Source organism: Duffyella gerundensis (genome assembly GCF_001517405.1).
Taxonomy (GTDB): domain Bacteria; phylum Pseudomonadota; class Gammaproteobacteria; order Enterobacterales; family Enterobacteriaceae; genus Duffyella; species Duffyella gerundensis.
In genome coordinates, this window is the sequence record NZ_LN907827.1 from 1371842 (window position 1) to 1395222 (window position 23381).

The 23381-nt window shown below is 53.4% G+C and carries 17 protein-coding genes; 8 read left to right on the top strand and 9 right to left on the bottom strand.

Annotation, left to right across the window (positions count from 1 at the left end):
* Nucleotides 1-33: 33 nt before the first annotated feature.
* Entirely contained in the window at nt 34-255 is a 222-nt protein-coding gene (gene cspD / locus EM595_RS06315) for a cold shock-like protein CspD (RefSeq protein ID WP_067429160.1), read from the bottom strand.
* Nucleotides 256-570: 315 nt separating this feature from the next.
* Here cspD and clpS point away from each other — a divergent pair, with 315 nt between their 5' ends.
* The gene (gene clpS / locus EM595_RS06320) at nt 571-891 is read left to right on the top strand and encodes an ATP-dependent Clp protease adapter ClpS (protein ID WP_067429162.1); all 321 of its coding nucleotides are present in this window, start codon (nt 571-573) and stop codon (nt 889-891) included.
* Between the two features lie 53 nt (nt 892-944).
* On the top strand, nt 945-3221 hold the full coding sequence (clpA, locus tag EM595_RS06325) for an ATP-dependent Clp protease ATP-binding subunit ClpA (RefSeq protein WP_067429165.1): 2277 nt from the start codon (nt 945-947) through the stop codon (nt 3219-3221).
* A gap of 93 nt (nt 3222-3314) precedes the next feature.
* Here clpA and infA read toward each other — a convergent pair whose 3' ends face one another.
* The 5 genes from infA to trxB all read right to left on the bottom strand — a co-directional run bounded on the left by infA (nt 3315) and on the right by trxB (nt 9198).
* Nucleotides 3315-3533, bottom strand: coding sequence for a translation initiation factor IF-1 (gene infA / locus EM595_RS06330; RefSeq protein WP_002211347.1), 219 nt, complete (start codon nt 3531-3533; stop codon nt 3315-3317).
* Nucleotides 3534-3885: 352 nt separating this feature from the next.
* Nucleotides 3886-4578, bottom strand: coding sequence for a leucyl/phenylalanyl-tRNA--protein transferase (gene aat / locus EM595_RS06335; RefSeq protein ID WP_067429168.1), 693 nt, complete (start codon nt 4576-4578; stop codon nt 3886-3888).
* Nucleotides 4579-4611: 33 nt separating this feature from the next.
* A complete protein-coding gene (cydC, locus tag EM595_RS06340) occupies nt 4612-6339 on the bottom strand; it encodes a heme ABC transporter ATP-binding protein/permease CydC (protein WP_067429171.1) in 1728 nt (575 codons plus the stop codon).
* Nucleotides 6336-8096: a heme ABC transporter permease/ATP-binding protein CydD gene (gene cydD / locus EM595_RS06345; RefSeq protein ID WP_067429174.1), complete on the bottom strand. Its 1761-nt coding sequence runs from the start codon at nt 8094-8096 to the stop codon at nt 6336-6338. Before cydD ends, cydC begins: the two co-directional genes overlap by 4 nt.
* A 133-nt stretch (nt 8097-8229) precedes the next feature.
* Complete coding sequence (gene trxB / locus EM595_RS06350) at nt 8230-9198, bottom strand: thioredoxin-disulfide reductase (protein WP_067429177.1); 969 nt, start codon at nt 9196-9198, stop codon at nt 8230-8232.
* A 521-nt stretch (nt 9199-9719) separates the two neighbouring features.
* Between trxB and lrp the strand changes: the two genes are divergently transcribed.
* The 6 genes from lrp to EM595_RS06380 all read left to right on the top strand — a co-directional run bounded on the left by lrp (nt 9720) and on the right by EM595_RS06380 (nt 18920).
* The gene (gene lrp / locus EM595_RS06355; protein ID WP_006118610.1) at nt 9720-10214 is read left to right on the top strand and encodes a leucine-responsive transcriptional regulator Lrp; all 495 of its coding nucleotides are present in this window, start codon (nt 9720-9722) and stop codon (nt 10212-10214) included.
* Nucleotides 10215-10336: 122 nt separating this feature from the next.
* Entirely contained in the window at nt 10337-13909 is a 3573-nt protein-coding gene (locus EM595_RS06360) for a DNA translocase FtsK 4TM domain-containing protein (RefSeq protein WP_067429180.1), read from the top strand.
* A gap of 179 nt (nt 13910-14088) precedes the next feature.
* The gene (lolA, locus tag EM595_RS06365; protein ID WP_067429184.1) at nt 14089-14700 is read left to right on the top strand and encodes an outer membrane lipoprotein periplasmic chaperone LolA; all 612 of its coding nucleotides are present in this window, start codon (nt 14089-14091) and stop codon (nt 14698-14700) included.
* 7 nt (nt 14701-14707) lie between these two features.
* A complete protein-coding gene (locus EM595_RS06370; protein ID WP_067429187.1) occupies nt 14708-16051 on the top strand; it encodes a replication-associated recombination protein A in 1344 nt (447 codons plus the stop codon).
* A gap of 95 nt (nt 16052-16146) precedes the next feature.
* Nucleotides 16147-17439: a serine--tRNA ligase gene (serS, locus tag EM595_RS06375; RefSeq protein WP_067429190.1), complete on the top strand. Its 1293-nt coding sequence runs from the start codon at nt 16147-16149 to the stop codon at nt 17437-17439.
* A 329-nt stretch (nt 17440-17768) separates the two neighbouring features.
* A complete protein-coding gene (locus tag EM595_RS06380) occupies nt 17769-18920 on the top strand; it encodes an MFS transporter (protein WP_067429193.1) in 1152 nt (383 codons plus the stop codon).
* A 22-nt stretch (nt 18921-18942) separates the two neighbouring features.
* On the opposite strand, the gene pflA is transcribed toward EM595_RS06380, so the two are convergent.
* From pflA to focA, 3 genes are all read right to left on the bottom strand, one after another.
* Nucleotides 18943-19683 carry a pyruvate formate lyase 1-activating protein gene (gene pflA / locus EM595_RS06385; RefSeq protein WP_067429196.1) on the bottom strand — a complete coding sequence of 247 codons (741 nt, stop codon included), beginning with the start codon at nt 19681-19683 and terminating at the stop codon, nt 18943-18945.
* Nucleotides 19684-19842: 159 nt separating this feature from the next.
* A complete protein-coding gene (pflB, locus tag EM595_RS06390) occupies nt 19843-22125 on the bottom strand; it encodes a formate C-acetyltransferase (RefSeq protein WP_067429199.1) in 2283 nt (760 codons plus the stop codon).
* Between the two features lie 80 nt (nt 22126-22205).
* A complete protein-coding gene (gene focA, locus EM595_RS06395; RefSeq protein WP_067429202.1) occupies nt 22206-23066 on the bottom strand; it encodes a formate transporter FocA in 861 nt (286 codons plus the stop codon).
* Nucleotides 23067-23381 lie beyond the last annotated feature (315 nt).

Below are 23381 nucleotides of genomic sequence, written 5' to 3' on the forward strand. Positions count from 1 at the left end.
ATTTTTCAACGGGGTTGTACAGAATAGCCAGAGTCAGGCGGTAGCCTGTAATTCGACGGGAACAATAACGCTGGCATGGTTGCCTTTGGGTCCCGGATGAACATCAAACTGGACATGCTGCCCGGCTTTCAGGGTTCTGTACCCTTCCATTTGAATCGTGGAGTAGTGCGCGAAAATATCCTCGCCGCCATCACCTGGGCAGATAAAGCCGAAGCCCTTGGCGTTATTGAACCATTTAACTGTACCCGTCTCCATGCTCTGGATCCCTCGCAAGACATTGTATTCGGTAGGTGAGGTAACATGCTGTGAGCTGATTGCTCAAATCTCAAACAGCTGTGCCTGTAGAATGTAGAGAAACCCTACAGGGCGTCAAGCAATCGGGCAGGGAAGGCGGCAGGAAAATCTCTAAAATTTGAAGCGGTTAACGCTATTGCAAATTTTGTGATGGGGGTCGCGCTAACTATTTTTGTACATCTTTCCACACGCGGCACAGGTCCTGAAGCACGTGTTAAACTTGAAGCAGTGAGGTGACGCCTCCTGCTCGTCACGCAGAACAGCAACGGAATTTTCATGGCAAACACTAACGACTGGCTTAATTTTGAACATCTTGCAGATGACAAACTGCGCGAAGGGCTTAAGCCACCTTCAATGTATAAAGTTATACTGAACAATGACGATTATACGCCTATGGAATTTGTTATTGACGTTCTGCAAAAGTTCTTTTCTTATGATATTGAACGTGCAACGCAACTGATGCTTAGAGTGCACTACCAGGGAAAGGCCATTTGCGGTGTATTTACCGCTGAAGTCGCAGAGACAAAAGTGGCAATGGTGAATCAATACGCGAAGGAAAATGAGCATCCGTTGCTGTGTACGCTGGAAAAAGCCTGAGGTTATCCCCATATCGGGAATGATTGTCAGACTATAATTGGGGGAGGTGCCTAATGCTCAATCAAGAACTGGAACTCAGTTTAAATATGGCTTTCGCCAGAGCGCGTGAGCACCGTCATGAATTTATGACCGTCGAGCATTTGTTGCTGGCACTGCTCAGTAACCCGTCGGCCAGAGAGGCATTGGAAGCCTGTACGGTGGATATTGTCGCTCTTCGGCAGGAACTTGAAGCCTTCATCGAACAAACCACACCGGTGCTGCCCGTCAGTGAAGAGGAGCGTGACACACAGCCTACGCTCAGCTTCCAGCGCGTTCTGCAGCGTGCGGTGTTCCATGTCCAGTCATCGGGTCGCAGCGAAGTCTCCGGCGCAAACGTGCTGGTGGCGATTTTCAGCGAACAGGAATCGCAGGCAGCTTATCTGCTGCGCAAACATGAAGTTAGCCGTCTTGACGTCGTGAACTTTATTTCACACGGCACGCGTAAAGATGAACCGGGCCAGGCGCCAGGCGCAGAAAATCCGGTAAACGAAGAGCAGGCAGGCGGGGAGGAACGTATGGAAAACTTCACCACCAATCTCAACCAGCTTGCTCGCGTCGGCGGTATCGATCCGCTTATCGGCAGGGACAAAGAGCTGGAACGTACTATCCAGGTTCTTTGTCGCCGCCGTAAAAACAATCCGCTGTTAGTGGGTGAATCGGGCGTCGGTAAAACGGCGATCGCCGAAGGACTCGCCTGGCGTATTGTGCAGGGCGACGTGCCGGAAGTGATCAAAGATTGCACCATCTATTCGCTGGATATCGGTTCACTGCTGGCAGGAACAAAATACCGTGGTGACTTTGAGAAGCGTTTCAAAGCGCTGCTGAAGCAGCTGGAGCAGGACACCAGTAGCATCCTGTTTATCGATGAGATTCACACTATCATCGGTGCCGGTGCCGCCTCTGGTGGACAGGTCGATGCTGCTAACCTGATCAAGCCATTGCTGAGCAGCGGCAGGATTCGGGTAATGGGTTCCACGACCTATCAGGAATTCAGCAATATCTTTGAAAAAGATCGCGCCCTGGCGCGTCGTTTCCAGAAAATTGATGTGACTGAGCCTAGCGTTGAAGAAACCGTTCAGATTCTCAACGGCCTGAAGCCGAAGTATGAAGCGCACCATGACGTTCGCTACACCGCGAAAGCGGTACGGGCGGCGGTTGAGCTCGCCGTGAAGTACATCAACGATCGTCATCTGCCCGATAAGGCCATTGACGTTATTGATGAAGCGGGCGCGCGTAGCCGTCTGATGCCTGCCAGCAAGCGCAAGAAAACGGTCAACGTGGCTGATATCGAATCTGTGGTGGCCCGTATTGCGCGTATTCCGGAACAGAGCGTGTCGGCAACCGACCGCGATACGCTGAAAAATCTGGGCGAGCGCCTGAAAATGCTGGTGTTCGGACAGGATGATGCTATCGAAGTGCTGACTGAAGCGATCAAAATGAGCCGTGCAGGTCTTGGCCAGGATCGCAAGCCGGTGGGTTCTTTCCTGTTTGCCGGTCCAACCGGCGTCGGAAAAACCGAAGTGACGGTTCAGCTGGCAAAAGCGCTGGGCATCGAGCTGCTGCGTTTTGATATGTCGGAATACATGGAGCGCCACACCGTGAGCCGGTTGATCGGTGCGCCTCCAGGTTATGTTGGCTTTGATCAAGGCGGTTTGTTAACTGACGCCGTTATCAAACATCCGCACGCGGTCGTGCTGCTGGATGAGATTGAAAAAGCGCACCCGGATGTCTTTAACCTGCTACTGCAGGTAATGGACAACGGTATGCTGACCGATAACAACGGGCGCAAAGCGGATTTCCGCAACGTGGTATTTGTCATGACCACCAACGCTGGCGTACGCGAAACCGAGCGCAAGTCGATTGGCCTGATTCAACAGGACAACAGCACTGACGCAATGGAAGAGATCAAAAAGATCTTTACCCCAGAGTTTCGTAACCGCCTCGACAATATTATGTGGTTTAACCACCTTTCACCTGAGGTTATTCATCAGGTGGTGGACAAGTTTATTGTCGAATTGCAGGCCCAACTTGATGCCAAAGGCGTGTCGCTGGAAGTCAGTGACGAAGCGCGCGACTGGCTGGCTGAGAAAGGGTATGACAAAGCGATGGGTGCGCGACCAATGGCGCGTGCCGTGCAGGAAAACCTGAAGAAACCGCTGGCGAACGAGCTGCTGTTCGGCTCGCTGGTGGATGGAGGATCGGTGTCGGTTGCTCTCGACAAAGAGAAAAACCAGCTCACCTATCACTTCATGAGCGCGACAAAAAACAAAACGGAAGGCACGGTGCATTAATCACTGATGTCTGAATGCAAAAAGGCCGGATAATATATCCGGCCTTTTTTATCGCCCTGTTTGCATCAAATGCTGGCGAAACTAAGCTGCAAACTAACGACTACGGAAGACAATGCGGCCTTTGCTCAGGTCGTACGGGGTCAGCTCAACTGTGACTTTGTCGCCCGTCAGGATGCGGATATAGTTTTTGCGCATTTTACCGGAGATATGAGCGGTTACCACGTGCCCGTTTTCCAATTCAACGCGGAACATGGTGTTAGGCAACGTATCAAGTACGGTACCCTGCATTTCAATGTTGTCTTCTTTGGCCATCGAATCCTCTGGGTGGACTACCATTGTTTTGAACCGGCAAGATAATGCCCAATTCAAAGAATTATGTAAAGAATTGTTGGTGATTTCACCAACGCTTCGCTGTGCCTGACGCAATGACGCAAGCACAAAGCTCAGAATGAGGTGTTATGGTTATGGGACGTCAGCGGGAGAATTTCGGGCCAGGAATCTGCATCAAACGCCTCCATGTGCACGTTTGCAACAGTACTGAAGTGCGTAAAGATTCTCAGCCTGGTAATTCCGGATTCGCATACGCGAAAAGCGGACGACATACCAAACGCTGGAATTGTATCACTTTTGCCGGAAGTTGTGTGCAAAACATCGTTTCAACGCCTTAAAAAAGGCGTTGTGACTGCCAACAAGCGGGATCAACAGGTTGATTCGCCAGTTCGTCCAGCTGCTCCAGATAGGCTGCGCGGCTGATATCCACCGCGCCCAGCGATGCGGTGTGTGCATTCAGCACCTGGCAATCGATCAATTTGCCGTGATAGCGCATAAAGTGCTGGCAAAAAACCAGCAGTGCGGTTTTGGAAGCGTTCTCCTGGCGGCTGAACATCGATTCACCGCAAAATATTTGTCCCAGCGCCAGACCGTACATGCCGCCAACCAGTTCACCCTCCGCCCACACTTCGATGGAGTGCGCCTGCTGCATAGCAAACAGACGGCTCCATGCGCGCCTGACCTCATTGGTAATCCAGGTGCCTTCGTTGCGATCGCTGGCACAGCCAGCAACCACCGCGTCAAAGTCGTGATTAAGTGTCACCTGATAAGGCGAATGGCGATGGAATCGTTTCATGCTGCGACTGAGATGAAAGGTGGCGGGATCCAGCACGGCGCGGGGATCGGGTGACCACCACAAAATAGGGTCGCCAGGCGAGAACCACGGAAAAATGCCGTTGTGATAAGCATTGAGCAGACGGGCAGGCGAGAGATCGCCGCCCATCGCCAGCAGGCCATTAGGTTCACGCAGCGCCATCGACGGCGGGGGGAAATTCAATGATTCACGGGAAAGCTGAACCAGTCTCATCACACTCTCTTCTCATCAAATTGCAGGCTAAGACTATAGCGTAAACGGCTGGTGAAAAGCGCGGTAGTGACTCGCTTTTGAGAGCAGTTCCAGATGGCTGCCCTGTTCAACGATTCGGCCTTCTGCCATCAGGCAGATGCGATCCATATGCTGCAGGCCCTGCAGTCGGTGCGTCACCATAATCACGGTTTTATCACGGCTCAGGCGCTGGAGCAGCGCCAGAATCTGCTTTTCCGTCTCGGCATCGAGGCCTTCGGTTGGCTCATCCAGCAACCAAATCGGGCCGTTGTGCAATAGTGCACGTGCAATGCCCAACCGACGACGTTCACCACCGGAAAGGTCTCTGCCGCCTTCACCCAGCCAGGCATCCAGCCCGTGCGGGTCGAGCAGCAATTTCTCCAGCCCGGTTTGGCGTAGAGCATCAATCATGCTGTCATCAGAGGCGGAGGCGCAGGCGACTTGTAAATTCTCACGCAGCGTTTGATTAAACAGATGCACCCGTTGCGTTACCACGGTGAGGGTTGCCCGCAGCGCCGCTTCACTCCAGTTTTGTAATGGGATTCCGCTTAGCAGGATGGTGCCCTGTTGCGGATCCCATGCCCGCGTGAGCAGGTTCAACAGCGTGGATTTGCCACAGCCGGTGTAACCCAGCAACGCCACTTTCTCACCTGCACGCAAATGTAAATCCACCGCGTCGACCGCTGGCTGCGCGCTGCCCGGATAGCTAAAGGTCACCGCCTGCAGGTCAATTGAAGCCGCCGTGAGCACCGATGAATTTTCTGGAAAACGCACCGCCGGCGGTTGCTCAATGATATCGGTAATGCGCTCTGCAGCGCGGGTGACCTGGCTGAGATGCAAAAACGCGGTGGCCAGCGGGCCCAGCGCCTCAAAAGCTGCCAGCGTGCAAAACACCACTAAAGCCAGCAGGGCGCCTGGCTGAGCGTGATCGCCCACGCCCGCTGCCGCCAGCCAGAGTACGGACACCACACAGGCGCCGGTGATGATCGTCAGTAACGCCTGTGAACAGGCCGCCAGTGTAGTCTGACGACGCTGTGCCTGCTGCCATTGTTCTTCTGTCTCATCCAGCCGCTGGCGCCATAATGCTGCCATGCCGAAAATTTGCAGTTCAGCCTGCGCCTGCAGCCAGCCGGTCAGGCGATCGCGCCAGACGCCGCGCAGCACACTGATGGCGTGTCCGCCAGGCTGGCCCAGCCGATAAAAAAGCAGCGGTAACAGGCATAGCGTCAACAGCATAATGCTACCGACCAGCAACCCGAGCTTCAGGTCGAGATAGCCTAAACCCAGAGCGACCACCAGCGTCACGATCACCGCGCTGATCAGCGGGGAGATAATGCGCAGGTAAAGATGATCCAGCGTATCGACATCCGCAACAAAACGGTTAAGCAGCTCACCCTGACGAAATCTCATCAGCCCGGCAGGCGCCAGCGGCAGCAGGGCACTGAAGGTATGCACGCGCAAAAAACGCAGTACCCGGAATGTCGCATCGTGGCTGACCAGTCGTTCAAAATAGCGCGACGCGGTACGCACAATCGCCGCGCCGCGCACGCCCGCTGCAGGCAGCATATAGTTGAAAGTGGTTAAGCCCGCCGCGCCCGCCAGCGAAGAGGCGGCGAGAAACCAGCCCGACAACGTGAGCAGTCCGATGCTGGCCAGCAGGGTCAGCAGCGCAAGCACCACACCGAGACTGAGCAGCCAGAATTGCCGACGCCACAGGCGAAAAAATGGCAGCAATGCTTTCATCGTTTCGTCTCCTCGCGCTGTTGCAACAGAGAAAATAGCGGGCCGGGCAGGTGATGCAATGCATCCCAACTGCCTTGCTGAATGATTTTTCCGTCGCGCATCACCCAGATTTCATCCCACGCCGCCAGCTCAGACATTCGGTGCGTCACCATCAGCGTGGTCTGCTGATAAGACGCGTTAATCAATGCCTCCGTAATACGCTGATGGTGGTGCGCATCCAGGCTGGCGCCCGGCTCATCCAGCAGCAGCAAGGCGGAAGGTTTCATGAGCGCTCTGGCAACGGCCACCCGCTGTGCCTGGCCTACCGAGAGACGCAGAGCATGTTCGCCCACTTCGGTTTCCAGGCCCTGCGGCAACAGTGGCAAAAACTCATCGATACCACAGGCAGCGATAACCGCAGGCAGGCGTTCAGTCTCTGCGCCTGCAGGCAGCAGATTTTCACCCAGCGTCGTGGCAGGCAGTTGTGGATTCTGGCCAACCCAGCTAAGGCATTGATGCCATTGCGTGGGAGCAAGTTCGCGAAGTTCAATGCCGCCAATGCGTAACGAACCCTGATAGGGAAGAAAGCCGAGCAGCGCATTGATCAATGAGGTTTTGCCCGCGCCGCTTTGCCCAACCACAGCCACGCGCCTGCCTGGCGGCAGGCTAAACGTCAGCGGCCCTGCCAGCGGCGTACCGGCTGGCGAACAGATCACCAAATCGCAGGCCTCAATATTCAAGACGGTAGCAGCGGGCAGGTTAATGCCCTGATGAGGCGCGGGATGATCCTGTGAGAGAAACTGTTCAAGTACGTCGGCCGCACCCACCGCCTGCGCTTTGGCATGATAAAAGGTGCCCAAATCGCGCAATGGTTGAAAGAATTCCGGTGCCAGCACCAGTACCAGAAATCCGGCGAACAGCGTGACGCCACTATTGTAGTGACCGAAGTTCAACTCGCCGAGATAGGAGAAGCCAAAATAGACCGCCACAATGGCAATCGCCAGCGAGGCGAAAAATTCCAGTACCGCTGAAGAGAGAAAGGCCAGGCGCAGCACTTCCATCGTGCGCAGGCGAAAATGTTCGGTTGCCTGGCCAATATGCTGTTTTTCCGCCTCGCCACGATGAAACAACCGCAGCGTGTCAAGCCCGCGCAAACGGTCAAGAAAGTCGCCGCTGAGACGCGCAAGGGCAGCAAAGTTACGGCGGTTAGCATCGGCAGCGCCAAGTCCAACCAGCGCCATAAACAGCGGAATCAACGGCGCTGTGGCAAACAGAATCAGCGCGGCGGCCCAGTTCAGCGGCAGGACCGTTAAAAGAATGACCAGTGGAATCAGCAGCGCCAGCGTCATCTGTGGCAGGTAGCGCGCGTAATAATCCTGCATGTCCTCAATTTGCTCAAGCAGCAGGCTCGACCAACTGCCTGCCGGTTTGCCCTGGATCCAGGCCGGACCTGACTGCTGTAGCCTGTTCAATACCTGCTGACGCAGCGCACGACGAATCGCCAGGCCAGCCATAAACCCGGCGCGTTCACGCAGGAAATTAACCGCAGCGCGCAGCACAAAGCAGCCGAAGAGAGCGATAAACAGGGGGAGCAGATCGTGGCGGTCGGCGTTTTGCTGAATCAGTGCCTGCAACAGCGAAGCGAGCGTCCAGGCCTGCAGGACGATCACCACCGCTGAAAGCGCGCCAAGCACCGAGCAGAGACGAAGCCAGCGCTGACCATGCGAACGCTGCTGGCGCAGCCAGTGGCTGAGAAACTGTTGACGCGTTTTATTCATCGTTGACCGTCTACAAAGGCGATGGCACTCGTGAAAGCGCCACTCAGGATGACGAAAAATGTATCACGGAGACAATAAAAAAGGCGACTGCATAAGCGTCGCCTGTGGTAATTAAGATCGAGTGATTAACAACTTAGCGATCGTTTTTAACCAGACCATCCAGATAGCGCTCGGCATCCAGAGCAGCCATACAGCCGGTACCGGCAGAAGTGATAGCCTGGCGATAGGTATGGTCCATCACATCACCTGCGGCAAAAACGCCTGGGATGCTGGTCTGCGTGGCGTTACCGTGCAAACCGGACTGAACGGTAATGTAGCCATTTTCCAGATCAAGCTGGTCGGCAAAAATAGCGGTATTTGGGCTGTGACCGATAGCGATGAACACGCCTGCCACATCCAGCTCTTCCGTAATCGTCTCATCAAGGCTGCCACGCAGACGAACACCGGTTACGCCCATCTGATCGCCCAGCACTTCTTCCAGCGCGCGGTCAGTGTGCAGCACGATATTGCCGTTATTCACTTTATCCATCAGACGATCGATCAAGATTTTCTCGGCGCGGAAGCTGTCACGACGGTGAATAAGATGTACTTCCGCTGCGATATTCGCCAGATAAAGTGCCTCTTCCACCGCGGTGTTACCGCCACCGACAACCGCGACCTTTTGGTTACGGTAGAAAAAGCCGTCGCAGGTCGCGCAGGCGGAAACGCCTTTGCCCTTAAAGGCTTCTTCACTCGGCAGGCCGAGATAACGTGCTGACGCGCCGGTGGCAATGATCAGCGCATCGGCCGTGTATTCACCGCTGTCGCCGATTAAGCGGAAAGGGCGATTTTGCAGATCGACGGTGTGAATATGATCGAACAAAATTTCGGTGTTAAATTTTACCGCATGCTCATGCATACGTTCCATCAGCAAAGGACCGGTCAAATGCTCTGGATCGCCTGGCCAGTTTTCAACTTCGGTGGTCGTAGTTAGCTGACCGCCTTTTTCCAGGCCGGTGATCAATACCGGGTTGAGATTGGCGCGTGCAGCATAAACTGCTGCGGTATAGCCTGCCGGGCCTGAGCCCAAAATAAGTAGCTTACTGTGTTTGGCCGTACTCATGACTTCCCCATTGCTATTCGGCATACAACATGTCCAAGGATTGTAGGCAAATTATGCAGGCAAAAAAAGGCTTGTGCGATTTTGTTACCGATAGATGCAAGTGGTGTAGCCGATAATCAGAAAATTTCCGCCTGCTGCGCTAAAAGGGGGCAAAAAACGGCCGATGCTGGTGCACCTGCCGCAAATTACCCATTTAAAAACAGTTAAGCAGCACTCCATCTGGCATCTTGTACTGATTTTGGTTGTTTTACTTTGACAATCGGCTGCGCTTTTGCGAAAACAAGGGAGGAAGCAGAGTGTGTTTAACGGTAACGGCCGGGCGTAATATCCTGTTTTAGCTAATTAAGCCAATAAACTCAGCCTGACATCAAAAAGGCAGCATGGTGTGGACAGACAACGTGCGTGCTTTTCGGGTGGTGCTTTGATCGGCACAGGCTTATCTCTTTCAAAGAAAACTCTGCGCTAATGAATGGTTGCAGGGTGTGGCAGGCAAAGGGAAGGAATGAAGAGAGACAATAATAATGGTAGATAATAAAAAACGCCCCGGGAAAGATCTCGATCGTATCGACCGCAATATTCTTAATGAACTGCAAAAAGATGGACGCATTTCCAACGTCGAGTTGTCGAAGCGTGTGGGGTTATCGCCAACGCCATGCCTTGAGCGTGTTCGTCGCCTGGAACGTCAGGGATTTATCCTTGGCTATACCGCGCAGCTGAACCCGCACTATCTTGATGCCTCACTGCTGGTTTTCGTTGAGATTACTCTGAATCGCGGCGCGCCAGATGTGTTTGAACAGTTTAATGCCGCGGTACAAAAACTTGAGGAAACTCAAGAGTGTCATCTTGTTTCAGGTGATTTCGACTACCTGCTGAAAACGCGTGTGCCAGATATGTCCGCCTACCGTAAACTGCTGGGCGAAACCCTGCTGCGTCTGCCGGGTGTCAACGACACGCGTACCTACGTGGTCATGGAAGAAGTGAAACAGAGCAACCGCCTTGTCATTAAAACGCGGTAACACAGGGCAGGTGCAAAACCTGACGGGTTTAGGTACACTCCTGTGAATTCATACAGGTTCAGCGTCGGGCTCCTATCCCGGCGCTGTTGCCTTCACTATTTACGGGCACCTGGAGAGTTCTCTTGAGCCAGGAATATACAGAAGATAAAGACGTTTCCCTGCAGCCTCTTAGCAGCGGACGTCGTCTGCTTGAAGCTTTGCTGATCATCGTAGCGCTGTTTGCTGTTTATCTGATGATAGCACTAGTGAGTTTTAATCCCTCCGATCCCAGCTGGTCGCAAACGGCCTGGCATGAACCGATCCATAACCTTGGTGGTGGCGTAGGCGCATGGCTGGCTGATACTTTGCTGTTTATCTTTGGCGTGATGGCGTATGCCATTCCTCCGGTGATTTTAGGCCTGTGCTGGATTACCTTTCGCCAGCGCGATCGCCAGGATTACATCGACTATTTTGCCGTAGGATTACGTCTGATAGGCGTGCTGGCGCTGGTGATCACCACCTGTGGTCTGGCAGCGCTTAATGCTGACGATATCTGGTATTTTGCGTCGGGTGGCGTAATTGGTAGCTTGGTAAGTAACGCTATGGCGCCGTGGTTCAACGGTGCAGCAGGCACACTGACGCTGCTGTGCATCTGGGCAGCGGGTCTAACCCTTTATACCGGCTGGTCGTGGCTGACTATCGCTGAAAAAATCGGCGGCGTCGTCATGGGCGTACTGACCTTTGCCAGTAACCGTTCGCGTGATGACGATCGCTGGCAGGATGAGGAAGATGAACCGCAGGCGCCGGTCATTCAGCGCGCAACGCCCGTTGCAGAAGATGATGAAGATATTCTGCTGGCTCCGCCACGCAAACTCTCCGCTCATGCAGCTGACGACAATACCGATAACGATGAGCTGGACGATCCGCTGTTTGCGCCGGTAGCGAAAACGCCTGCTGCACCAGCCGCCGTTGAGGCCGCTGCGCCAACAGTCCCGCCAGCTGCTGCGTCTCAGCCTCAGCCAGTGGCAACCGCGCCGGTGCAACAACCGCCTGCGTCGCCTGCTCAGCCCTTAGCAGCCAGCCAGCCAGCACCGCATTACGCAGCGGCTGAGTCAGAAACGCCACCGCTATATCACTTCGATATCCCAGAAGATGCTGCCCCTGCAGGGCAGATTGACGAGGATGAGCCTGTTATGGGCAACTGGCGCGGCACCACTGATCCAGCCTCACCGTTCGATTTCTCTTCACCGCAACCCTCACAGCCCGCTCAGATTCCTGCTGCGGCTACGGTAGCGGCGGCGAGTTTTGCCGCCAGCCAGGCTTCTGCCCATGCCTTTATGCCGGAATTTAGCGCCAGCAGTAGCGAAGAGATTAATCCACAGGTCAAGCAGGGCATTGGTCCTGAACTTCCTCGGCCTAATCCGGTTAAGCTGCCAACGCGCCGCGAGCTCGCTTCCTATGGCATTAAGCTACCGTCACAGCGCATGGCAGAAGAGAAAGCTAAACAGGAAGAGCAACGTCAGCCATCTACAGAACCGACCACGGATGCCGTAGAAAATGCGGCACAGGAAGCGGAACTGCGCGATGCCTGGCAAGAACAACAGCAACAGCGTTACGGCGAAGAGTATCAGCCCCAGGCTGAAAAAGAGGAAGAAGAAGCACGTGAACAGGCAGCGCTGGCTCGCCAGTTTGCCGATCAGCAGCAGCAGCGTTATCAGCCGCCTCAGCCAGATACGCCAGCGCCTGCTTTCTCTATCGATACAGCCGCCGCGTTTGATTTCTCGCCGATGGATGATCTGGTCGACGACGGACCCGGTGAACCGCTGTTTACCATCGCTGCCACGCCTGAAGTCGAGCTGCCGCAACAGTCAGCGCAGTGGTCCGCTCAGCAGCCGGTTAACACGCCACCGCGTTACGAGCCGCCAACGCCGCCCAAAGTGCATGATGCTGAACCGGTATTTGCACCCGAACCGGTACCACGTTATGTCGCACCTGAGCCGCCAGTGGCACAGCCGCCAGTGCAGCCCGAAGTGCATGATGCTGAACCGGTGTTTGCTCCCGAACCGGTGCCGCGTTATGTCGCACCCGAGCCGCCGGTGGCACAGCCGCCAGCCCAGCCCGCTTACGCCGCGCCGGTGGCACCCGCTGCACCAACACCGGAAAAAAACAGCATGCAGGATAGTCTGTTTCATCCGTTCCTGGTGCGTCATGAGCAACCGATGGAGAAACCGTCAACGCCATTGCCGGTGTTGGAGTTATTGACGGCACCGCCTGAAGAAGAAGAACCGGTAGATATGTTCGCACTTGAGCAGACGGCGCGGTTGGTTGAGGCTCGTCTGGCTGACTACCGTGTTAAAGCGGAAGTGGTCGGCATTTCTCCGGGCCCGGTTATCACGCGCTTTGAGCTGGATCTGGCGCCAGGCGTCAAAGCGGCGCGTATCTCAAATCTCTCTCGCGATTTGGCGCGTTCGCTTTCTGCAGTTGCGGTGCGTGTGGTTGAGGTGATTCCCGGTAAACCTTATGTGGGTCTTGAGCTACCAAACAAAAAGCGGCAGACGGTCTATCTGCGTGAAGTGCTGGATTGCGCCACCTTCCGCGACAATCCTTCGCCGCTGGCCGTTGTGCTGGGCAAAGACATTGCAGGCCAACCGGTAGTGGCCGATTTGGCAAAAATGCCGCACCTGTTGGTTGCCGGTACCACCGGTTCGGGTAAATCGGTCGGCGTTAACACCATGATCATCAGCATGCTGTATAAAGCGACGCCGGATGAAGTGCGCTTCATCATGATCGACCCGAAAATGTTGGAGCTGTCGGTTTACGAAGGCATTCCGCATCTGTTAACAGAAGTGGTTACCGACATGAAAGATGCCGCCAATGCGCTGCGCTGGAGTGTGGGTGAGATGGAGCGTCGCTATAAGCTGATGTCGGCGCTCGGCGTGCGTAACCTTGCTGGCTACAATGAAAAAGTGATGCAGGCCGAAGCGATGGGCAGGCCGATTCCCGATCCGTTCTGGAAACCCGGCGATAGCATGGACAGTACGCCGCCAGTGCTGGAAAAACTGCCTTATATCGTGGTGTTGGTCGATGAGTTCGCCGATTTGATGATGGCCGTCGGTAAAAAGGTGGAAGAGTTAATCGCACGCCTGGCGCAAAAAGCGCGTGCGGCTGGCATACATTTAGTACTGGCTACGCAGCGTCCGTCGGTGGATGTGATTACCGGCTTGATCAAAGCAAACATCCCGACCCGTATCGCTTTTACCGTCTCAAGCAAAATCGATTCGCGTACCATTCTCGATCAGTCGGGTGCAGAATCGCTATTAGGCATGGGCGATATGCTCTACATGCCGCCTAACTCATCGATGCCAATCCGTGTTCATGGCGCTTTTGTGCGCGATGAAGAGGTGCATGCGGTAGTCAGTGACTGGAAGGCACGTGGTCGTCCGCAGTACATCGAAAGCATCACCGCGGGCAGTGAAAGCGAAGCGGGCAGTCTGGGACTGGAAGGCGATGAAGAGTTGGATCCGTTGTTCGATCAGGCGGTGGCCTTTATCGTTGAGAAGCGGCGTGCATCGATTTCAGGTGTGCAACGCCAGTTCCGCATTGGCTATAACCGTGCTGCTCGTATCATTGAACAGATGGAAGTGCAGGGCATCGTTTCGCCACCAGGCCATAACGGTAACCGCGAAGTACTTTCTCCACCGCCTCATGAGATGTAAACCTCACACGTTGCATTAAGGCTTTCACAATGGACCAGACTCTCTGGTCCATTGTTTTTTCAAGCGTTGTCCCCATATCTGAACAGGCTTTCGGGAAATTCTCCTGTGCAGCTCTGTGGCCAGACGCTATGGTTATGACGGTTGTCACAGGATAAAAACGGTCAATAAGGAAACGTTAAATGAAAAAGATTCTTCTTTCTTGCTGCGTGCTCACGGCATTTGCATCAGCCAGCGCATTGGCCGACGGTGCCAGCGAACTCCAGCAGCGCCTTGATAAAGTAAACAGTTTCCACGCCAGCTTTACGCAGAAAGTCACCGACGGCAGTGGAGCAAACGTGCAGGACGGTCAGGGCGAGCTGTGGGTTAAGCGACCGAATCTGTTTAACTGGCATATGACCGCCCCCGATGAAAGCATCATCATTTCTGATGGCAAATCGCTGTGGTTCTACAACCCGTTTGTTGAGCAGGTTAGTGCCAGCTGGCTGAAAGATGCGACCAGCAACACGCCATTTATGCTGATTGCGCGCAACCAGGCGAATGACTGGAAGCAGTACAATATCAAACAGCAGGGCGATCAATTTTCACTGACGCCAAAAAGCGATGCCGGAAACCTCAAGCAGTTCACCATTAACGTTTCCCGCAGCGGCACCATCAATCAGTTCAGCGCAATTGAGCAGGATGGTCAACGTAGCAACTATGAGCTGAAGAGCCAGCAAAACGGTGCTATCAGCCCGGATAAATTTACCTTTACGCCGCCTAAAGGCGTAACGGTGGACGACCAACGACAGTGAGGCCAGTGTGGGCAACCTCTCTCTGAACTTTGCCAGTAACGAATTTCAACCTTTGGCCGCGCGTATGCGGCCAACCACGCTGGCCGAATATATCGGCCAGCAGCATTTGCTGGCTGCGGGTAAACCGCTGCCGCGCGCCATTGAAGCAGGCCAGCTGCACTCAATGATTTTATGGGGGCCACCTGGCACCGGCAAAACCACGCTGGCAGAAATTATCGGCCACTATGCCAGTGCCAACGTGGAGCGTATTTCAGCCGTAACCTCCGGCATCAAAGAGATTCGCGAAGCGATCGAACGTGCCCGCCAGAGCCAGCAGGTCGGCCAGCGCACCATCCTGTTCGTGGATGAAGTACATCGCTTTAACAAGAGCCAGCAGGACGCTTTCCTGCCGCATATCGAAGATGGCACCATCACGTTTATCGGTGCCACCACTGAAAACCCCTCCTTTGAACTCAACTCCGCACTGCTGTCACGTGCGCGCGTCTATCTGCTCAAGTCGTTAACCACAGAGGATATCGAACAGGTGCTGGATCAGGCGATGCGGGACAAAACCCGTGGTTACGGCGATAGCGATATTGTGCTGCCTGATAATACCCGGCGCATGATTGCTGAACTGGTGAATGGCGATGCGCGGCGTGCCTTAAACACGCTGGAAATGATGTCAGATATGGCTGAGCTTAATACGCTGGGTGAGCGTGAACTGACGCCGACATTGCTCAATGAGGTGTCTGGCGAACGCGCAGCGCGCTTTGATAACAAAGGCGACCGTTTCTACGATCTGATCTCTGCACTACATAAATCGGTGCGCGGTTCAGCACCGGATGCGGCGCTCTACTGGTATGCGCGCATTATCACCGCAGGCGGCGATCCGCTTTACGTTGCGCGTCGGCTATTGGCCATCGCTTCTGAAGATGTCGGTAATGCCGATCCACGCGGCATGCAGGTGGCCATTTCCGCCTGGGATTGCTTTACGCGAGTAGGCCCGGCGGAAGGCGAGCGCGCCATTGCACAGGCTATTGTGTATCTTGCTTGCGCGCCAAAAAGCAACGCCGTCTATAACGCTTTTAAAGCGGCAATGCGTGATGCGCGCGAGAATGCCGATCACGATGTGCCTGACCATCTGCGTAATGCCCCGACCTCACTGATGAAAGAGATGGGATTAGGCAAGTCTTACCGCTATGCCCATGATGAACCCAACGCCTATGCAGCCGGCGAAGACTATTTCCCGCAGCAAATGGCCGGTACGCGTTATTATCATCCTACCTCGCGGGGCCTTGAAGGTAAGATCGGCGAAAAGCTCGCCTGGCTTACTGAACAGGATCAAAATAGCCCGACAAAACGCTATCGCTAAAACGGACGTTACGGTAAGGTTAGCAGTAAATTCAACGCATTCGCACGTCGAATGCGTCTCCTTTTTTCATCCATTACTTAAAGCACAGGACAAGCATGCTCGATCCCAATCTGCTGCGTAACGAGCCAGACGCAGTCGCAGAAAAACTGGCACGCCGAGGATTCAAACTGGATGTGGACACGCTACGTTCGCTGGAAGAGCGTCGTAAAGTGCTGCAGGTCGAAACTGAAAACTTGCAGGCTGAGCGTAACGCACGATCCAAATCTATCGGGCAGGCGAAAGCGCGTGGGGAAGATATCGAGCCGTTGCGTGAGGAAGTGAACGTACTGGGCGAACGCCTGGACGCAGCGAAAGCTGAGCTGGATGCGCTGCAAAATGAGATCCGCGATTTCGCGCTGGCCCTGCCAAACTTGCCAGCTGATGAAGTTCCTGCTGGCAAAGATGATACGGATAACCTTGAAATCAGCCGCTGGGGCGAGCCGAAGCAATATGATTTTGCCGTGCGCGATCATGTTGAACTGGGCGAGATGCAGCAGGGCCTTGATTTTGCCACCGCGGCGAAATTGACCGGTTCACGCTTTGTGGTGATGAAAGGGCAAATTGCGCGGCTTCATCGTGCGCTGAGCCAGTTCATGCTCGATCTTCATACCGAACAGCACGGCTACATGGAAACCTATGTGCCTTACCTGGTTAACCACGCGTCACTGTTTGGTACCGGTCAGTTGCCGAAATTTGGTGAAGATCTTTTCCATACGCGTCCGCTCGAAGAAGAGGCATCAAGCAGCAACTATGCATTGATTCCAACTTCAGAAGTGCCGCTGACCAATCTGGTGCGCGACGAGATTCTGGAAGAAGAGTCGCTGCCGCTGAAGTATACCGCGCATACGCCGTGTTTCCGTTCGGAAGCGGGTGCCTATGGACGTGATACACGCGGACTGATTCGCATGCACCAGTTCGACAAAGTCGAAATGGTTCAGATTGTGCGTCCGGAAGACTCAATGCAGGCGCTGGAAGAGCTGGTTGGCCACGCGGAGAAGGTGCTGCAGCTATTAAACCTGCCTTATCGCAAAATGTTGTTATGCACCGGCGATATGGGTGCAGGCGCAACCAAAACTTACGATCTGGAAGTGTGGTTGCCTGCGCAGGATACCTACCGCGAGATCTCTTCGTGCTCCAACATGTGGGATTTCCAGGCACGTCGTATGCAGGCGCGTTGCCGCAGTAAAAGCGATAAAAAAACGCGTCTGGTGCATACGCTCAACGGCTCAGGCCTGGCAGTAGGCCGAACGTTGGTAGCCGTACTGGAAAACTATCAACAGGCCGATGGGTCGATTGTCGTACCTGAAGTGTTGCGTCCTTATATGCAAGGACTCGAGGTGATTGGCTAAACCATCATCCCAACATTAAAGCCTGCCGTTTGGCGGGCTTTTTTTTGGAAAAAAATGCGTACGGCTGAAATAATTACCACGATCTCATAAACTTAACAGTAAGAGTAATTATTATCGTCTTCCCGGCAGGCACCGGGAGTGAAAGCTATATTATTCATAGAGATAACTTTTTCCCTGTCCGCTACTTCAACCGCCGTAACCTCCTGTTAATGAAAAAAATTTATCGGTCAAAGACAAATTGTGCGCCTGTCTGAAAGCGCTCATTGACTTTAAAAAAGCTAATGGCATTATGCGCGCAAAATCTTACGCTTATTCTGGTTCCCTTCGCTATGTCCACCTGGTCCCGCCCCGTATTTATGCTGCTTTGCGGCCTGATGTTGCTGACGGTTTCTATTGCCGTGCTCAATACCCTGGTGCCGCTGTGGCTCACGCATGATCTTCTGCCAACGTGGCAGGTTGGGGTGGTTAGCTCAGCGTATTACACCGGTAACCTTGCGGGTACGCTTGCTGCGGGTATGGTGATTAAACGCTACGGCTTCAATCGCAGCTATTACCTTGCGGCTGCACTGTTTGCCGTTGCCAGCATGGCGCTGATGCTGACGCAAGGCTTCTGGTCATGGTCAATGGCGCGCTTTGTCGCCGGTATTGGCTGCGCTCTGATTTGGGTGGTGGTGGAAAGCGCACTGTTATGCAGCGGTACGTTGAAGAATCGCAGCCAGCTGCTGGCGGCCTATATGATCGTTTATTATCTGGGCACGGTGCTGGGTCAGCTGATGGTGAGCGGACTTTCGACGCAGCTGGCACAGGTTATTCCGCTGGTTACCCTGCTGATTATGCTGGCGTTTCTGCCACTGGTACTGGTGCGTATTTCTGCCAGCAGCGAACAGGAAGAATCTCCGGCATCGCGCATCTGGCCAATGCTGCGCCGTCGCGGAGCGCGTCTTGGCATCAACGGCTGTATCATTTCCGGTATTCTGCTCGGCTCGCTATACGGCCTGATGCCCGTTTATCTTTCTCATCAGGGCATGAATGATTCGGCGGTGGGTTACTGGATGGCACTGCTGGTGAGTGCAGGTATCGTGGGACAATGGCCGATAGGACGTCTCGCCGATCGCTTTGGTCGACTGATGGTTTTACGGGTTCAGGTATTTGTGGTGATTTTGGGCGCGGTTGCCATGCTGGGGAATGCTGCTATGGCACCAGCGCTCTTTATCCTCGGCTGTGCAGGTTTTACGCTTTATCCCGTGGCGATGTCATGGGCCTGTGAAGCCGTGCCGCACAATGAACTGGTAGCGATGAATCAGGCGCTGCTGTTGAGCTATACCATCGGCAGCCTTGCCGGGCCGACCATGACGTCATTGCTGATGCAAAACTATTCCGATCAGCTGCTGTTCGTCATGATCGCATTGGTGGCACTGGTCTATTTGGTTATGCTGCTTCGCAAGGCCGATCAGCAAATCACCCCCATCGCTCACGCCTAAAAATAACGGGGCGTCAGCCCCGTTAATAGATCACTTTGTGGCCATATTCCGCCAGAATACCTTTTATCCGATCCATGGTCTCTTTTGACGGCGGCTTAACACCTTCCAGCTGATACTCTTCGCCAAGAGCAACCCATTTATGCTTGCCAAGCTCATGATAGGGTAAAAGCTCTATTTTCTCGACATTACCCATATCACGGGTAAATTCTCCCAGCCTGTGTGCAGAGGCGTCATCGTCGGTATAACCGGGAACCACGACATAACGAATCCAGGTCCGAATGCCTTTTTTGGCAATATAACGCGCAAAATCCAGCGTGCGGTGATTAGACACGCCGACCAGAATCTGATGGATATCGTCATTCATCTGCTTCAGGTCGAGCATTACCAGATCGGTTACCGCCAGCAGTTCATCAATCACTGGATCATAACGGCGGACAAAACCGTTGGTATCCAGGCAGGTGTGAATGCCCTCAGCTTTGCAGGCACGAAACCAGTCGCGAACAAATTCTGCCTGCAGGATCGCTTCGCCACCAGAGGCGGTCACACCACCGCCGGAGGCGTTAATATAATGGCGATAGGAGGTGACATCGTTCATCAACTCTTCGACCGTGGTTTCGCGGCCGGCATGCGTGTCCCATGTATCGCGATTATGGCAATACATACAACGCATCAGGCAGCCCTGAAAGAAGGTGATAAAGCGAATGCCAGGGCCATCAACGGTGCCACAGGATTCAAAAGAGTGAATACGGCCGGTTACTGACATTGCGATGGTTCTCCCATTGTTATCTGGTGAGCAGGTGACGCAGTCTGTTGGTGCTGCGTTAAGTTAATCTGTTTTGCCCGGCGTCTGCTGCTGAGGCGACTGGCAAAGCGGACTGGAAGAAAAGGCTCCTGACGGAGCCTTTTTAACACTGTCAGCGCATTAGAGTGAGCGTGTAAAGGTACGCGTAATCACATCTTTCTGCTGCTCTTTGGTGAGCGAGTTGAAGCGGACCGCGTAGCCGGAGACGCGAATGGTTAACTGCGGATATTTTTCTGGGTTATCCATAGCGTCGAGCAACATTTCACGGTTCATGACGTTTACATTCAAGTGCTGGCCGCCCTCAATGGTGCTTTCGTGATGGAAATAACCATCCATCAAACCTGCCAGATTGGTTTTGCGCACTTCGTCATCTTTACCCAGCGCGTTCGGCACGATTGAGAAGGTGTAAGAGATACCATCTTTTGCATAAGCAAACGGCAGTTTAGCAACCGAGGTCAGGGAAGCCACCGCGCCTTTTTGATCGCGACCGTGCATGGGGTTAGCACCTGGTCCGAATGGCGCACCGGCACGACGGCCATCAGGTGTGTTACCGGTTTTTTTACCGTATACCACGTTTGAGGTGATGGTCAGCACCGATTGCGTCGGTACAGCATTACGATAGGTTGTCAGCTTCTGAATTTTCTTCATGAAGCGCTCAACCAAATCGCAGGCCAGATCGTCTACGCGGGCATCATTGTTACCAAACTGCGGATATTCACCCTCAATTTCAAAGTCGATCGCCAGGCCATCTTCATCACGCACCGGTTTCACTTTGGCATATTTAATCGCTGAAAGTGAGTCGGCGGCTACTGATAAACCGGCAATACCGCATGCCATAGTGCGATAAACATCGCGATCATGCAGCGCCATCAGTGATGCTTCATAGCTATATTTATCGTGCATATAGTGAATGATATTCAGCGATGTCACATACTGTTTGGCCAGCCAGTCCATGAAGTGATCCAGGCGTTCCATAACCACGTCAAAATCCAGCACGTCGTCGGTTATTGGATTCTCTTTCGGACCTACCTGCATTTTCAGTTTTTCATCCATGCCGCCGTTGATGGCATAGAGCATGGTTTTTGCCAGGTTGGCACGAGCACCAAAGAATTGCATGTGCTTGCCCACGATCATTGGGCTGACGCAGCAGGCGATAGCGTAATCATCGTTATCGAAATCAGGCCGCATCAAATCGTCGTTTTCGTACTGAACGGACGACGTATCGATAGAGACTTTGGCAGCGAACTTTTTAAAGTTCAGCGGCAGCTTATCTGACCACAAAATGGTCATATTAGGCTCAGGCGATGGGCCCATGGTGTAAAGCGTATTAAGGAAACGGAAGCTTGATTTGCTGACCAGCGTACGACCATCAACGCCCATGCCAGCCAGTGATTCTGTAGCCCAGATAGGATCGCCGGAGAACAGCTCATCATATTCTGGCGTACGCAGGAAGCGCACCATACGCAGTTTCATCACCAGATGATCGATAAGTTCCTGCGCGTCAAGCTCGGTGATTTTGCCAGCCTGCAGATCGCGTTCCAGATAAACATCAAGGAAAGTGGACACGCGGCCAAAGGACATTGCTGCGCCATTTTGTGACTTAACTGCTGCGAGATAGCCGAAGTAAGTCCACTGCACCGCTTCCTGAGCGTTAGTTGCCGGACGAGAGATATCACAGCCATATTTTGCTGCCATCTCTTTGATCTGTTTCAGCGCATGATGCTGATCGGCAATCTCTTCGCGCAGGCGAATCGTCGCCTCCAGATTCACGCCGTTCTCCAGGTCTGCCTGCAGCGAAGTGAACTGTGCCAGCTTATCCTGCATCAGGAAATCAATACCGTAGAGCGCGACGCGACGATAATCGCCGATGATACGTCCGCGACCATAGGCATCCGGTAAGCCAGTTAAAATACCTGATTTACGGCAGCGTAAAATATCGGGCGTATAAACATCGAACACGCCCTGGTTGTGGGTTTTGCGGTATTCAGTAAAGGTTTTCTTCAGCGCAGGATCCAGTTCGCGGCCATAGACTTTGCACGAACCTTCCACCATTTTGATACCGCCGAAAGGGATCAACGCGCGTTTCAACGGTGCTTCAGTCTGCAGGCCGACAATTTTTTCCAGCGGCTTATTAATATAGCCTGCGTCATGTGAAGTGATGGTAGAGGCAAGGTCGGTATCAAAATCTACCGGCGCATGAGTGCGGTTCTCAATCTTGATACCTTCCAGCACCTTGTTCCATAAAGCCGTAGTCGCTTCGGTTGCGCCAGCAAGGAAAGATTCATCACCTTCATAAGGCGTATAGTTTTTTTGGATAAAGTCACGCACGTTGACGCTGGTTTGCCATTCGCCAGCGGCGAAACCTTCCCATGCTGTAGCCAGTTTTTGGTTAAGTTCGGTCATGATATACCTACCTTTAAGAGTTGATTTCTTTACGTACCGATGTTGCTGAGGATGCTAACACCGGGCCAAAATGTTGTGGCTCAGTGAGCCTGTGCGTCACCGCGCAGATAGATCATCCAGTAGGTCAAACCTACCAGCAGTCCGCCGCCAATAATGTTGCCCAACGTGACCGGAATCAGGTTGTCGACGATGAAATTGATTGGGTTCAAGGCGGAGAACTGGGCTGCCGATGCGCCGGTCATCTGCCAGAAGTCAGGGGTGGCGAAGTCGCGGATGACAATCGCCAGGGGGATCAGAAACATATTGGCAATGCTGTGCTCAAAACCGCTGGCCACAAACATCGCAACCGGCAGTACCATAGCCAGCATTTTGTCGACCAGGGTATGGCCGGAGTAGCTCATCCACACCGCAAGGCAGACCATTAAATTAGCCAGCGTGCCGAGGCTGACCGCTTCAATGAAGGTGTGATGCATTTTGTGTTCGGCAGTTTGCAGTACGTTTAGCCCCCATGCGCCGCTGGCAACGCTGTGTTCACCTGCAAACCAAATCAGGGCAACAAAAAACAGGGCGCCAAACAGATTGCCGACGTAGACGTTAAGCCAGTTGCGCGCCAGTTGCCCCCAGCTAATACGGCCGCTGGCTTTAGCGACAACAATCAGTACGGTTGAGGTAAACAGATCGGCGCCGCAAATCACCACCAGCATCAGGCCTAATGAAAAACAGATGCCGCCAATGAGCTTGGCAATGCCATAAGGCATCACGCCAGAGCCGGTTGTGGCAGTGATATAGAAAACAAACGCAATGGAAATAAATACACCAGCGGTAATCGCAAGAAAAAATGTTGTGAGAGGATGTTTTGTGGCTTTGTATACGCCCGCATCTTCGGCCACTTTTGCCATCGCGGCGGGTAACAGAAGATTGAATGGGTTGTCAGTTTTCACTGTTGCGCTCTCCAAAAGAAGCCTGCGAGAAAATATTACCAAACTGCCTTAATGGAGAAGTTGATACAGATCATTATTCAGCGGGGATAAGCACAGGCAGGAAGGCTGTCAGAAGGGAAAATTAAATTAAGTAATTGATAATGATAAATAAAAAATATTTTAAAAGTTAAAATTATTTTTCATGGACGCAGGGTTTTAACTGAAAGATTATTCACTAATGTAAATTCTGAAGGGTGAATGTTAAATAAAAATGAAGGGCCGGAAATAATTTATCGTTTTAATAACAATAAAGGCATCGGCGAAAATTAGCCGATG